Origin of the sequence: Pedobacter sp. PLR (assembly GCF_026239675.1) — a bacterium.
Classification (GTDB): Bacteria; Bacteroidota; Bacteroidia; order Sphingobacteriales; family Sphingobacteriaceae; genus Pedobacter.
The window spans coordinates 129,002-142,566 of sequence record NZ_JAPIVQ010000006.1; the positions used below are offsets into that span (position 1 = coordinate 129,002).

At 41.9% G+C, this 13,565-nt stretch carries 10 protein-coding genes; 5 read left to right on the plus strand and 5 right to left on the minus strand.

Annotation, left to right across the window (positions count from 1 at the left end):
- Positions 1–90: 90 nt before the first annotated feature.
- A complete protein-coding gene (locus OQX61_RS15855; RefSeq protein ID WP_265842771.1) occupies positions 91–834 on the minus strand; it encodes a UDP-2,3-diacylglucosamine diphosphatase in 744 nt (247 codons plus the stop codon).
- A gap of 129 nt (positions 835–963) precedes the next feature.
- Between OQX61_RS15855 and OQX61_RS15860 the strand changes: the two genes are divergently transcribed.
- Together OQX61_RS15860 and OQX61_RS15865 are read left to right on the plus strand one after the other, a co-directional pair.
- Positions 964–1,974, plus strand: coding sequence for an NAD(P)/FAD-dependent oxidoreductase (locus OQX61_RS15860; protein WP_265842772.1), 1,011 nt, complete (start codon positions 964–966; stop codon positions 1,972–1,974).
- Positions 1,975–1,976: 2 nt separating this feature from the next.
- Positions 1,977–2,297: a 2Fe-2S iron-sulfur cluster-binding protein gene (locus OQX61_RS15865; protein WP_062546508.1), complete on the plus strand. Its 321-nt coding sequence runs from the start codon at positions 1,977–1,979 to the stop codon at positions 2,295–2,297.
- Positions 2,298–2,299: 2 nt separating this feature from the next.
- Here OQX61_RS15865 and OQX61_RS15870 read toward each other — a convergent pair whose 3' ends face one another.
- The 3 genes from OQX61_RS15870 to OQX61_RS15880 all read right to left on the minus strand — a co-directional run bounded on the left by OQX61_RS15870 (position 2,300) and on the right by OQX61_RS15880 (position 5,550).
- On the minus strand, positions 2,300–4,000 hold the full coding sequence (locus tag OQX61_RS15870) for a S41 family peptidase (RefSeq protein WP_265842773.1): 1,701 nt from the start codon (positions 3,998–4,000) through the stop codon (positions 2,300–2,302).
- Between the two features lie 64 nt (positions 4,001–4,064).
- Positions 4,065–4,280: a hypothetical protein gene (locus OQX61_RS15875; protein WP_265842774.1), complete on the minus strand. Its 216-nt coding sequence runs from the start codon at positions 4,278–4,280 to the stop codon at positions 4,065–4,067.
- A 70-nt stretch (positions 4,281–4,350) separates the two neighbouring features.
- Positions 4,351–5,550, minus strand: coding sequence for an anhydro-N-acetylmuramic acid kinase (locus tag OQX61_RS15880; RefSeq protein ID WP_265842776.1), 1,200 nt, complete (start codon positions 5,548–5,550; stop codon positions 4,351–4,353).
- Positions 5,551–5,767: 217 nt separating this feature from the next.
- On the opposite strand from OQX61_RS15880, the gene nagB reads away from it, so the two are divergent.
- Together nagB and OQX61_RS15890 are read left to right on the plus strand one after the other, a co-directional pair.
- The gene (gene nagB, locus OQX61_RS15885; protein ID WP_265842778.1) at positions 5,768–7,687 is read left to right on the plus strand and encodes a glucosamine-6-phosphate deaminase; all 1,920 of its coding nucleotides are present in this window, start codon (positions 5,768–5,770) and stop codon (positions 7,685–7,687) included.
- A 243-nt stretch (positions 7,688–7,930) separates the two neighbouring features.
- Positions 7,931–10,795 carry a M16 family metallopeptidase gene (locus OQX61_RS15890; protein ID WP_265842779.1) on the plus strand — a complete coding sequence of 955 codons (2,865 nt, stop codon included), beginning with the start codon at positions 7,931–7,933 and terminating at the stop codon, positions 10,793–10,795.
- 103 nt (positions 10,796–10,898) lie between these two features.
- Here the strand turns inward: OQX61_RS15890 and OQX61_RS15895 are convergent, their stop codons facing one another.
- Positions 10,899–12,446: a family 10 glycosylhydrolase gene (locus OQX61_RS15895; RefSeq protein WP_265842781.1), complete on the minus strand. Its 1,548-nt coding sequence runs from the start codon at positions 12,444–12,446 to the stop codon at positions 10,899–10,901.
- A gap of 185 nt (positions 12,447–12,631) precedes the next feature.
- Between OQX61_RS15895 and OQX61_RS15900 the strand changes: the two genes are divergently transcribed.
- Complete coding sequence (locus OQX61_RS15900) at positions 12,632–13,540, plus strand: hypothetical protein (protein ID WP_265842783.1); 909 nt, start codon at positions 12,632–12,634, stop codon at positions 13,538–13,540.
- Positions 13,541–13,565: the final 25 nt, after the last annotated feature.

Consider the following 13,565-nt stretch of genomic DNA (forward strand, 5'->3'; position numbering starts at 1 on the left):
ATTGATTTATTTTGGGAAGCAAAAATACGGCTTTTTCAGTTAATTGACACTAAAAATTTACTGCTTACCGGATTCTTGTACCCCTGATGATTACTTTTCGAAATAGTTCAGTGTTAATTCTTTGCCGTCAAATACCGCATAAGAATTAAAATTAATCCATTCCCCGAGGTTCACATACTTGCTTTTACCATTCAGATCAATCTCTAATGGCAAGTGACGGTGTCCGAAAACAAAATAGTCGTAATGTCTCTTTTGCAATTGTTCTTTTGCATAAATCGCCAGCCATTCGAATTCTTCGCCATGAAATGCTTCTTCAGTTTTATTGGCTACCCTGCTACTTCCAGACCACCAATTGGCGATTCCCAGGCCAATACGCGGCGGCACAATGGAAAATAACCACTGACAAACCGGATTTCTGAACACTTTTCTCAACAACTTATATTTTTCATCGCCCGGCCCCAGTCCATCACCATGGTGCAGGTAGAAACTTTTGCCGTTACGATCCATGATCAGCTCATCACTAATCACTTCAATCCCCACCTCTGTGGTAAAATAATCTTTTACCCACATGTCATGGTTGCCTTTGAAAAAATAAATCTTAATTCCTGCGTCAGTCATGGAAGCTAGTTTGCCTTGCAGGCGAACGAAGCCCTTTGGCACCACTTCATGATATTCAAACCAGAAGTCAAATATATCGCCCATCAAAAAAAGCTCGCTGCAACTGCTCTCTATAGCATTTAACCAGCGAATGATCCGATCTTCGCGCTTTCTACTTTCCTGATGATTGGGAGAACCCAGATGGAAATCAGAAGCAAAATATATGTTTTTTGTCATCAGTATCTACAAAGATAAGTAAAAATAACAGCTCAACTTTGTCATAAGTTCTATCAATTATGTAGAATATATCTAAACAACCGCGAATATTAAAACAAAAGTTCGTAAATTCGCACAAAATTTAAACACATGATTTCTACAGATATAGCCATTATTGGCGCCGGACCCGTTGGTTTATTTGCAATTTTTGAAGCAGGACTCCTTAAAATGCGTTGTCATTTGATCGATTACTTACCTCAGGTAGGTGGTCAGTTGTCTGAAATATATCCTAAGAAACCTATTTATGATATTCCTGGCTACCCAACAGTACTTGCTCAGGAGTTGATCGATAACCTAATGGAGCAAGGGAAACCTTTCCATCCTGGCTTTACTTTAGGAGAACGTATTGAAGGTCTGGAGAAACGTGGTGAAGGAGATTTTGTGTTAACCACTAATATGGGCACGATCATCGAAGCCAAAGTCGTGGTAATTGCCGGCGGATTAGGTTGTTTTGAGCCTCGTAAACCAGCAGTAGAAGGATTAGAGCAATTTGAAAACGGTAAAGGTGTGAATTATATGATTCTTGATCCTGAAAAATACCGTGGTCAGAAAATGGTAATCGCCGGTGGTGGTGACTCTGCTTTGGACTGGACAATTTTCCTGGCTGATATCGTAGACGAATTGACATTGGTTCACCGTAGCGAAAGCTTCCGTGGTGCACCAGACTCAGTAAATAAGGTGATGGCTTTAGCAGAAAGCGGAAAAATCAACCTTGTACTGAATAGTAACCTAAGCTCTGTTCACGGAAACGGGAAACTGGAAACCGTTGAATTGGTTCACAACCGCAGCCTGGAGAAAAGCACAATCCATGCAGATCACTTAATTCCTCTTTTCGGATTGAGCCCTAAATTAGGCCCGATTGAGCAATGGAACTTAAACATCAACAAAAGTGCAATCGAAGTAAATACTGATGATTACTCGACTAACATCCCGGGTATCTACGCTATTGGCGACATCAATACTTACACAAACAAGTTAAAATTAATCCTTTGCGGTTTCCATGAAGCAGCATTAATGAGTCATAGTGCTTACCAGTACATGAACCCGGGAGTAAAATATACCATGAAATATACTACTGTTAACGGCGTTGCCGAATTCTAAGCATGGAAGAAAATAACATTACCCTGCACGTTCAAAATCCGGACGGCAGCAGAACAACATTAGAAGCGCCTGTAGATATGGGCCTGAGCTTGATGGAATACCTGAAAGCATGTGAATACGATATCCTTGCCACCTGTGGTGGAATGGCACTCTGCGCAACCTGTTGCGTAGACGTGTTAGAAGGGGAAGAAAAACTGAATGAGATGACCGATGACGAATACGCCATGCTGGACACCTTACCAGATTTACTCCCAAACTCAAGGTTAGCTTGTCAGCTACAGTTAAGTCCGGCGATGGACGGATTGGTAGTAAAGCTACACTAAAACTAATTTTCTATAGGAGCAGCCGCAATTGTCTTGATTGGGCTGCCTATAGTTTTATATTCGCCCTCCCCTTTCAAGATGGCCAGCATTTTTGAACTGCTACCCAACACCGCTTTTGCAGCGGCCAGCTCTTTATCATACTGAAAAGCCTGAATCACCTTTCCTTTTTCATAATAATACCTGCTCACAATCTGCATTTCCAACACTCTTTTGATCTCCGGTTTAAAAGTAGTCAGGTCTGTTTTCTTAGCCCCTAACATTTTCGCCTTAAGGTCTTCCAGATCCGCTTTTACTGCCGGTAGTTTGTTTTCCTTTTCGGCCTCCGTACGTAAATCAGCCAGTAAACGCTCCGTTCTGGAAACATAGGCATAGTCCTTTCCTTCCAGAGAAGTAACGAAAGCCGCATAGTCCTGATCTGTCAATTGAAAACTTTCCGCAGAGGCGATGGTTTTATGGTCCTTTTTATAGGCATTGGCATAATCGAAAAACAAGCTTTTATTAAGCAGTGATATCGTAACCGGACTTAATTTAGGTGTTTCCACCAGGATATCAGGGAAGATCCCATTGCCATCGTACACGTTTCTGCCGGAACGGGTATTGAATTTGTTCATCAGAGAATCGGCCACTTTAGACGTTTTTCCATTGACATCTTTATGGGCGTAATCCAGGGCCTGAATACACCTGCCTGATGGCGTGAAATACTTAGCCACGGTTACTTTCACCAGACTGTTATATGGCAAGGGAAAGGTTTGCTGAACGAGGCCTTTTCCATAGCTACGTTGCCCGACAATGATCGCGCGGTCCAGATCCTGCAAGGCTCCGGCAACGATTTCCGAAGCAGAAGCCGAATTACCACCCACCAAAATCACCAATGGGATTTGTGGAAGTAATGGATCCGCTAAAGTTTTATAAGTAATGGTTTTCTGTGGATTTCTACCTTTCTGCGTCACCACCAAAATATCTTTATTCACAAACAGGTTCACAATTTTAACGGCTTCCTGTAAAATCCCTCCGCCATTATAACGTAAGTCCAGAATCATGCCTTTAGGTTGTTGTTTGTTGAGATTGATAGCAGCATCTTTCACTTCCTGTGCGGCATTTTCCAGAAACTTATCCAATCTGATGTAAGCAAAATGGTCTTCAGTCATGCCGGAATAAAGCACATTCGGCTGCTTAATTTCATCGCGGTTGAGGTTTTTAGTGATCACTGCCCCATTTCTGATGAGCAATAACGTGACTGCGGAGCCACGTGGGCCACGCAACAACTGACTTACCTGCGCACGCTCTTTCCCTTTTACCGCGACATCGTTGATCTTTACAATCTGATCGCCGGGTTTCAGGTCTTGTTTATCGGCAGGATAACCTTCAGACACTTCGTTTACAAATAGCTTTCCTTCAATAAAAAGTGTGCTTGCGCCAATGCCTCCATATTGGGTGCTGACATATTTTAATTTATAGTCTTCGACTTCAGACTCCGGAATGTATTCTGTATAGGGATCTAATCCATCGAGCATAGCGTCAATACTGCTGCGCATGAGGTCGGCTGGATTGGTTTCGTCTACATAATTGATGTTAATCTCTTTATATAAGGACGCAAAAATATCCAGATTTTTGGAAACCTGAAAAAGGTCTTCCTTGAAAGACCAGGTTAAAGAAGCAAAAGCAATCAGTGAAAAGGCGGCTACAAGTCTGAATTTTTTCATTTTACCCATCTGTTGAAGGGTAAATTTACAAAAAAGGCTTGGAACTCAATAGGCCTATTGGGAATTATAGCCTGTTGCCATCAGGATCAGCCAAAGCTTTCTTGATGGTAAATTCTACATACTCGCGGTTTCTTTTCACTAAGCCCATCAGTTGTTCTACCAATTGGTCTTCTTGTCCGGGAACAAAAGCGAGGTTTTCTTTCGCCAGGTCACGGTATTTTCTAAGAAACTTAATTTTAACCTTTGTCCAGGTCTCAGGAGTAAGTGTAAAACTTGCCATAATGTATTATAGTTTGGATGCAAAAATAGGAAAAATTATGAGAGGAGCACCTAGATTCCGTATTCTCCGGTTAATCTGGCAAACAGATTTTCCCCATACGAATGGAAGGGACACCTTCCCGATCTCCGAAATTGGTTTTTTCTCCCACTAAAGTCTCATTGGCAAGAACCGCAAAAAGTACCGCCTCTTTAGCATCAGGGTTAATTTCCAGATCTGCTGTGGTCATGAATTTCGCCTTTGGCAAACCGGCTTTTAACATACCCGTTAAAAGCGGATTGTGCATGCCACCGCCACTCATATATATATAAGGTGTTGCTGTATTGACAAAACATTGCTGTATCGCCTTTAGGATCACCTTTGCCGAGCAAGCACATAAAGTCGCCAGAACATCTTCTCTTTCGATGTTGAGGGTACCGGAACGTTCTTGTGCAGCGGATAAATAGGCCAGATTGAAAAGTTCAGGACCGGTGGTTTTCGGAAAATCCGCGTCCAGGAATTCATTTGTTAACAAAGCGGTTAATAAGGATTCATTTACTGCTCCTCTGCTGGCTATTGCTGCATTTTCATCAAAATATAAGCCAGGGTAGTGCTGCTGAATATATTGATCCATCATGGTATTCCCCGGGCCTACATCCGTAGAGAAAACTTTTGAAGCATCAGTGTCTGCAGGCAGGTAGGTGAAATTTGCAATGCCTCCGATGTTGAGCATGATGCGGTCTTCTCCTTTTTTTGAAAACAGCAGGTAATCCCCGTAAACCGCCAACGGAGCACCTTCCCCTCCTGCTGCCAGGTGTTTTTGCCTGAAATCAGCGATGGTAATGATGCCTGTTTTCACTGCGATATGGTCGCCATCACCAATTTGAAGGGTGGCATTGGGATAACCCGGCAGGCCATGTAATGCTTTTGGGGCATGGAAAATCGTTTGCCCATGACTTGCGATTACATCAATTTCTGCGGGCGTTCTTCCCCAGGTTTTCAAGGTTTCCAAAATCAGTTCGGCATGATGCAAGCCGATCTTTTCATTCATCAGACACACCATTTGCAGGTCGGCATCCCTCCTGGAAAAAACAGACTTCACCTCAGACTTAAACTCCTGGCTATAAGGAACTGTAGTAAATTCCAATACGTTTATGGCTGTCGCCGGCCCGCTCCCTTTTACCGAACAGAGTGCAATATCGAGGCCATCTAAAGAGGTCCCGGACATCAATCCGATAATCAGGCGTTCCGGTTTATGCAGTATTTCGAAGAGTTGTTTCCAGTTTGAATTCATAAGGCGGCTTTGTTGGATACTAAAATAAGCTAAAATCAATTCTCTCAGCCGATTTCATAAAAAATCCGGAGAATTACCTGAAAAAACTAACAATTTTACAATAAACACCCATTTTGATTACCATTTTCAAACAAAAAACACAGTGGGGTTAAAAATTTGGATTAAGTCGGCAGAGTCCCTATATTTACTGCTCCGTACAAAATTTAAGAACAATTAAATGGCAAGATTAAATCTTCTGGAAGAAACGCGTTTTGAAAAACTGCCCGTTTCTGTCTTTGAAAATCCTACAGCAGCATCTTTAAGTGTTGCTCACCGCATCGGGGACCTTATTAAAGAAAAACAAAAGAACAATTCCAAGGCTGTCTTAGGCCTGGCTACCGGAGCTACACCAATCGCAGTGTACGCGGAATTAGTTAGAATGCATAAGGAAGAAGGTTTGAGCTTCAAAAATGTAATCACTTTCAACCTTGATGAGTACTATCCTATGCAGCCAACTGCTGCACAGAGTTATGTATCTTTCATGAATGAGCATTTATTTGCTCACATTGACATCGAAAAAGAAAATGTAAACATTCCTGATGGTACTTTGAAACTGGAAGATATTCCTGCTTTCTGTCTGGCTTATGAGAAAAAAATCACTGAAGTTGGTGGATTAGATATTCAGATTCTGGGTATCGGTCGTACTGGTCACATTGGTTTCAATGAGCCGGGTTCTGCGCCAAACTCAGGAACTCGTTTAGTTACACTTGACGACTTGACAAGAAGAGATGCAGCCCGCGACTTTGGTGGTAAAACTTTTGTTCCTACAAAAGCAATTACCATGGGTATCGGTACTATCTTCAAAGCCCGTGAGATCATTCTTATGGCCTGGAACAAAAAGAAAGCTTCCATCATTAAAAAAGCAGTAGAAGGTGAAATTTCAAGTGAAGTTCCTGCTACTTACCTGCAATTATCTGAGCATGTAGAATTTATTCTGGATGCAGATGCAGCTTCTTTATTGACACGTTTTGATACACCATGGTTGGTAAAAGATTGCATCTGGGACGAAGTTATGACCAGAAAAGCAGTGATCTGGTTGTCAAACACTTTAAGTAAGCCAGTTTTGAAACTTACTGAAGACGACTATAACAACCACGGTATGGCTCAGCTTGCAGTGGAACAAGGTCCGGTATACAATATCAACATTCATATTTTCAATAAATTACAACACACCATCACTGGATGGCCAGGTGGTAAACCAAACGCTGATGATTCTCAAAGACCAGAGCGCGCGGAACCAGCTAACAAACGTGTGGTAATTTTCTCTCCACACCCTGATGATGATGTCATCTCTATGGGTGGTACTTTCATCCGTCTGGTTGATCAGAAACATGATGTGCATGTGGCTTACCAAACTTCAGGTAATACTGCAGTTTGGGATGATGATGCCCTTCGTTTCGTAGAATTCAACATTGACTTCTCAGAAAAAATGGGAATGCCTCAGCAAGGAATGAAAGATATTTATCAGAATATCCGCAGCTTTATTGAAACAAAACAACCTAATCAGGTTGATACTCCGGAATTGCAGTCTGTTAAAGGATTAATCCGAAAAGGAGAAGCGATTGCTGGTGCAAGATTCTGCGGTTTAGATGATGACCATATCCATTTCATGGCACTTCCTTTCTACGAAAGTGGAAAAACCAAAAAGAACCCGGTTACCGAAAGAGACATCGAGTTGACGATGGAGCTTTTACAAAAAATCAAACCGGAGCAAGTATTTGCTGCAGGAGATTTTGAAGATCCACATGGTACACACATCGTTTGTTTCAATATCATTTTATCAGCTTTACAAAGACTGGCGAAAACTGAAAGCTGGGTTAAGGACTGCTGGTTATGGTTATACCGTGGTGCATGGTTAGAGTTTGATACTTATGAGATCGAAATGGCTGTGCCATTGAGTCCACAAGAAGTAGAGAAAAAGAAATTCGCTATTTTCAAACACCAGTCACAAAAAGACCGTGCGGTTTTCCCTGGTGATGATTCGAGAGAATTCTGGGTTAGAGCGGAAGACAGAAACAGAGAAACTGCCGAAGCTTATGACAACCTTGGACTAGCAGAATACGAAGCAATGGAAGCGTTTGTACGTTACCATTTCTAGAATATATTAATACGATTTATAAACCGCTAAGCTTCATTGCTTAGCGGTTTTTTTGTTTAACCGGCATGCATGACGATTGTTCCCACCATGAAGCCTCTACTGGGCTTTCCTGCCTCCCTATAAAGCAGGGCCTCAACGCCATAGGGTCATCCTCTTCTGATTATTCCTGAGGATTTTTTTGCTGGCGTGTAACGAAAAATCCATTATAAAAGTATAATTTAGTCTAACTTATTAACAAACTACATGAAGAAGAACATTTATATCCTTGCGATAGGACTTGTCGCCCAACTGGCGGTTTATAGTCCTGGTTATGCCCAGAAAAAGGCAACCGCCGCAAAGACCAGCGCCTCAACAACAGTAAAAAAATCAACAGGTCAGGTAATCCCTAACGATCCAAACGTTAAAATTGGTAAGCTTCCAAACGGATTAACTTATTATATAAGAAAAAATGCGGAACCCAAAAATAGGGCTGAATTGTATCTGGCCACCCGTATCGGTTCTTTAATGGAGAATGATGATCAACTGGGATTAGCCCATTTCACGGAACACATGGCCTTTAACGGCTCCAAAGACTTTCCTAAAAACGACATGATCAATTACCTGCAAAAGGCAGGGGTTCGTTTTGGTGCCGACTTAAACGCTTATACCAGTTTTAACCAGACGGTATATCAATTGCCAATTCCTACGGATAGTGCCTCAGTATTCAAATCAGGGTTTAAAATTCTGGCCAACTGGGCAGGAAAAATCACGATGGATGGGGAAGAAATCGATAAAGAACGTGGTGTGATCATCGAAGAAGATCGTCAGCGTGGAAAAAATGCACAGGAAAGGATGCAAAAGCAGATGTTACCTTTAATTTTGAAAGGTTCCCGCTATGAAAACCGTCTGCCAATTGGTAAAGTTGATTTGTTAAAAACATTTACACACGATAAAATCCGCAATTTCTATAAAGACTGGTACCGTCCAAATCTACAGGCCGTAATTGCAGTAGGTGATTTTGATGTGAATGAGGTAGAACAGCTGATTAAACAAAACTTTTCAGAACTGACTAATCCGGCCAATCCAAGACCGCGTTTAGTCTATGATCTTCCGGACAACAAAGAGCCATTAGTGAAGGTCATCACAGACCCTGAGCAGCCTTACAATGTTGCGCAAATCATGTATAAGCAACGTGGTGGGGTGGTAAAAACTACCGCAGACTTTAAAAAAAGCCTGATGTATTCCATGATCAACAGTATGATTGCGGCACGTTTACAAGAGATTCTTCAAAAAGGAAATGCACCATTTTTATTCGCTCAATCTAGCTATGGTCCATTCCAGGGTGGGTTGGTTCCGAATATCAACGCTTTTCAAACGGTAGTCGTTGCCGGCTCCGGAGCTGCCTTAGAAAAAGCCCTTACTGCCGGTTTAGCGGAAAATGAACGCGTTAGCAAATTCGGATTTCTGCCATCAGAACTGGAAGTTGCCAAAAAAAATATCAGTGCAGGAAATGAAAAACGCCTGAAAGAAAAAGATAAAACACCCTCTGCCAGCTTTGTGCAGAAATACCTGAACAACTTCCTGGAAGGTAGTAGCATTGCTTCCACAGAATATGGTTATGAACTAACCAAAAAAACACTGGAGGAGATTAGCCTTGCCGAACTCAATGCGCTGGCAAAAACGCTGATCACCAAAGACAATCAGATCGTCCTGGTTCAGGCACCTGAAAAAGACAAAGCTACATTACCTACTGAAGCACAATTACTGTCCGTTTTGAAAAACGCAGGAAATGGCGTGACTCCTTATGTAGACAACTCCATCAACAAGCCGCTGCTGGACAAAAAACCGGTAGCCGGAAAGATTGTTGCTGAAAAGAAAATTGATGCCGTAGGCGTCACAGAATTGACGTTGAGCAATGGCATTAAGGTGTTATTGAAGCCTACAGATTTCAAAAATGATCAAATTGTTTTCAGTTCATTCGGTAAAGGAGGAACTTCCCTTGCCGGTAACGGCGATTTCCGCTCTGCCGAAATGGTGAGCCTGATCCCTGAAAGTGGCGTTGGCGACTTTAATCCTTCCAACCTGAATAAATTGCTTGCCGGTAATACGGGTTCAGCAACGGCTTATGTGAGCGACCTTTACCAGGGTTTTAGCGGTGGTGCTTCACCAAAAGACCTGGAAACGGCTTTCCAATTGGTTTATGCCTATGCAACCAAACCGAGAAAAGACGTAGAGATTTTCAATAAAAACATAGGTGATTACAAGGTGATTCTGGGCAGTAAAAATGCCAATCCAAACAGTGTTTTTGCGGATACCGTTCAGGCTGTACTGTCCTCTTACCATGAACGTGGTATGCCAATGAACTTAGTTGATATAGATAAAATATCACTGGACAAAGCTTTTGATTTCTATAAAGACCGCTTTGCGGATCTTGGAGACCAGACTTTTGTGATCGTTGGTGCATTTGATGTAGATAAAATTAAGCCATTGATTGAAACTTACATTGCCAGTCTGCCTGCAGCAGGAAAACCACAAAACTTTGTAGACAATGGCGTTAATCCTCCGGTAGGAAAAATCAGCAAAACTGTTTACAAAGGCCTGGAAGATAAAGCGGCCGTAGAGTTATACCTGCATGGAGATTACGAATACACTCCGGAAAATAACGTCCAGTTAGAAGCCTTAAATGAGGCCCTGAAAATCAAAATTCTGGAACGTTTGAGAGAAAAAGAAAGTGGTGTGTATAGTCCGAAAGTCTCGTTAAGCACAGGCAAATACCCTAAAGCACACTATTATTTCACGATTTCATTTAGCTGTGCCCCTGCTAATGTAGATAAGCTGATCGCAGCGTCATTAGATGAGGTGAATAAGATCAAACAAAGTGGAGCATCAACAGATGACCTTGCGAAGTTTAAATCTGAAGAACAACGTCAGATGGAACTTAGCCTTAGAAACAATGGTTTCTGGTTAGGCTACCTGGCCAGCGCGGTTAAAAACGGAGAACCACTTGACCTGGTATTACAACAACCAAAATTAATGGAACAAGTAACCGTAGAAAGTACAAAAGCTGCGGCCAACAAATACCTGAACGAAAACAATTACCTGCGTTTCGTACTGGTTCCACAAAAATAAGCCGGTATCCCCGGAAACAAAACCGGAGACCGGAAACAAAAATGGCCTGATGTTTAAAAGCATCAGGCCATTTTTTATTGGTATTGTTCCCGTTTTTTCTGGCTTATTTAACCAGTGTACTGGTTTCAATTCCCACCGGACTGGTTGGCTCACTCTCGTTTTTGAGGCGATCCAGTGCCGTAACCAGATAGGTATATCTTTTCCCCTTATCTACAGTTGTATCAATAAAAGAAGTGTAATTTTCGAAGCTGATCTTAAGGATATTTCTGGCATCCAGCACATCTACTTTCGTTCCTTCATTGAAACGGTAAATCACATACCCTGATGCCGTTTCACCATCACTTGCAAGCGTTGGTTTTTCCCATTTCAGGTGTACCCCGTCTTGTTTTGCTTCGGCACCCAATTCCTGAGGCGAATTAGGCACAATATCATCCAGCCATGGCATTTGAGGTGGCAATGCAGGATATTTATAGAGGTTATTTCTTAAAGAATCTCCGACTGCACGCGCTACGGTAGAAAAAGATTTTGAGCTAAAAAAGACACTTCCCTGCACGCGGTTATTCTGACGGAGGTAGCGGATCTGATCTGGCACCTGCTCCGGCAATCTCCAGGCAGCTTCCATCTTTTGATTCACCAGGTACGCGCCCTGACCAATATAAAGGTGACGCCCATAAGTATTGTTACTCCACCAGTCTACCAGGGTAGCAAAAGGAGCCACTTTACGGGTAAAGCTGAAATAAATCTGTGGATTGATATAATCTACCCATCCTTCTTTCACCCACCTTCTCGAGTCGGCAAATAATTCATGGAAATTCGATAGTCCACGGGTAGCAGAACCCAGTACATCTTCATTGTCGTTTTTCCAGATTCCAAAAGGACTGACCCCGAATTTAACGTACTTTTTATGGTGGTGAATGCTATCGTCTAATTGTTCAATCAGTAAATCTACATTGTTCCTTCTCCAGTCGTTCACATTGGTAAAACCATTTGGAAACTTATTGAATGTAGCCTCATCATTGATCTTTTGTCCCGCGATTTTATAAGGATAAAAGTAATCGTCGAAGTGAATTCCGTCTACATCATACCCTTTCACCACATCCAGAATTACCTGAATAATATAATCTCTTACTGCTGGAATTCCCGGATCAAACTGTTTTTTTCCGCCATAGGTAAAGAACCATTCGGGGCGTTTTCTGGTCATGTGATCCTCGCTGACCACACTATTCGGACTTGTTGTAGCACGGTAAGGATTGAACCAGGCATGAAGCTCCATTCCGCGCTGATGCGCTTCTTTAATCGCGAAAGCTAAAGGATCGTAATCGGGTCCCGGAGAAAGCCCTTGCCTGCCGGTTAACCACTGGCTCCATGGCTCTCTGGATTTTGCATAAAAAGCATCCGCTGCAGGCCTTACCTGTAACATGATTGCATTCATTCCATTTGCTTTGTGCATTTCTAAAAGACCGATCAGCTCCTGCTTCTGCTGATCCATACTCAAACCTGGTTTAGAAGGCCAGTCAATATTTGCTACTGTTGCCACCCATACCCCACGGAACTCTCTTTTTGGAGCAGTTTTTGTTGTATTTTGTGCGAGAGATATAAATGGGGTTATTGTAAAGAGGGACAATAGCGCATAGATAGTATTTTTAAACATTTTATATAATTTGTACTTAATAAATCAGTTTCATTTGTGTACTCTGGTATACGTTACCAACCAGAGATCTTAGCAAGTAAACGATTTTTTTTAAAGTCTCATACAAATAGCCTGTTTTTTTTACTATTTCCTATATTTTTATATTATGTTCGCGTTTTAAACATCATTAGAGAAGAATTCAAGAAATGTCAGACCAAAATGAGATGGTAAATAAGGGAGACCGCAATAAGATATATTTTCTAATTGTAGTTATTCTCGCCCTTCTGGGTACCAATGCTTACCTATACTTAAAAGACCGGCATCAAAGCGAGCGCTTTGTAACCGTTAACACAGAAAAGGACAGACTAAAGCTTGAAGTAGAAAAGATCGAGGCGGAGCTGGACAAGGTAAACAACCTCAATGTTACCTTAACAGATAAGCTGCAGGAAGAGCAAAAGCTCGCCAGAGCAAAGATAGCAGAACTAAAACTGGCTCTGAAAGATGAACTACTGACCCAGGGTGCACTTACTACTGCCCAGAAAGAAGTCAAAGAATTACGGGAATTTGTTAAAAACTACAGTGAAGAAACCCTGCGCTTAGAAAAAGAAAACGCTTATTTACGCAGTCAGCGCGACAGTTTAAAAGAGTTCGCTTATAGCGCCACTCAAAAGGCCGAAGACCTTGAAAAAAAGAATACAGAGCTGAAAGCAAAAGTGAAAACCGGTGCCGCTTTAAAAGCTGGAAACGTATCTATCGTGGCTTATAAAGTTAAAAACAACGGAAAAAACATAGAAGTCACCCGTGCAAGTTCTGCGAAAAAGCTAAGTATCAGCTTCAACATCGCGCCAAATCCTCTGGCATTAAAAGATTACCATAAAATATATTTGCGCGTTTTTGATCCGGCAGGAAACCTGATTGCCAATGGCGAGAACCTGTTTGAGGCTGATGGCGAACAAATGCAATATACCTCCTCTACTTCCATCTCTTATAACGAGGACGATACCGTTTTTAAAATGGACTGGGTCAACCCTAATCCCTTCATTAAAGGCACTTATTCGGTTATCCTCTACACGGATGGCTTTACCATGGGCAAAGCAGCAATCGAATTAAGATAGCGAACGCAATATTAAACGATAGGAT

What these genes read in the sequence shown, in the direction of transcription:
- OQX61_RS15855 (WP_265842771.1), bottom strand. Translation starts at nt 834, where the DNA reads ATGACAAAAAACATATATTTTGCTTCTGATTTCCATCTGGGTTCTCCC.
- OQX61_RS15875 (WP_265842774.1), bottom strand. Translation starts at nt 4,280, where the DNA reads ATGGCAAGTTTTACACTTACTCCTGAGACCTGGACAAAGGTTAAAATT.
- OQX61_RS15860 (WP_265842772.1), top strand. Translation starts at nt 964, where the DNA reads ATGATTTCTACAGATATAGCCATTATTGGCGCCGGACCCGTTGGTTTA.
- nagB (WP_265842778.1), top strand. Translation starts at nt 5,768, where the DNA reads ATGGCAAGATTAAATCTTCTGGAAGAAACGCGTTTTGAAAAACTGCCC.
- OQX61_RS15865 (WP_062546508.1), top strand. Translation starts at nt 1,977, where the DNA reads ATGGAAGAAAATAACATTACCCTGCACGTTCAAAATCCGGACGGCAGC.
- OQX61_RS15870 (WP_265842773.1), bottom strand. Translation starts at nt 4,000, where the DNA reads ATGAAAAAATTCAGACTTGTAGCCGCCTTTTCACTGATTGCTTTTGCT.
- OQX61_RS15900 (WP_265842783.1), top strand. Translation starts at nt 12,632, where the DNA reads ATGTCAGACCAAAATGAGATGGTAAATAAGGGAGACCGCAATAAGATA.
- OQX61_RS15890 (WP_265842779.1), top strand. Translation starts at nt 7,931, where the DNA reads ATGAAGAAGAACATTTATATCCTTGCGATAGGACTTGTCGCCCAACTG.
- OQX61_RS15880 (WP_265842776.1), bottom strand. Translation starts at nt 5,550, where the DNA reads ATGAATTCAAACTGGAAACAACTCTTCGAAATACTGCATAAACCGGAA.
- OQX61_RS15895 (WP_265842781.1), bottom strand. Translation starts at nt 12,446, where the DNA reads ATGTTTAAAAATACTATCTATGCGCTATTGTCCCTCTTTACAATAACC.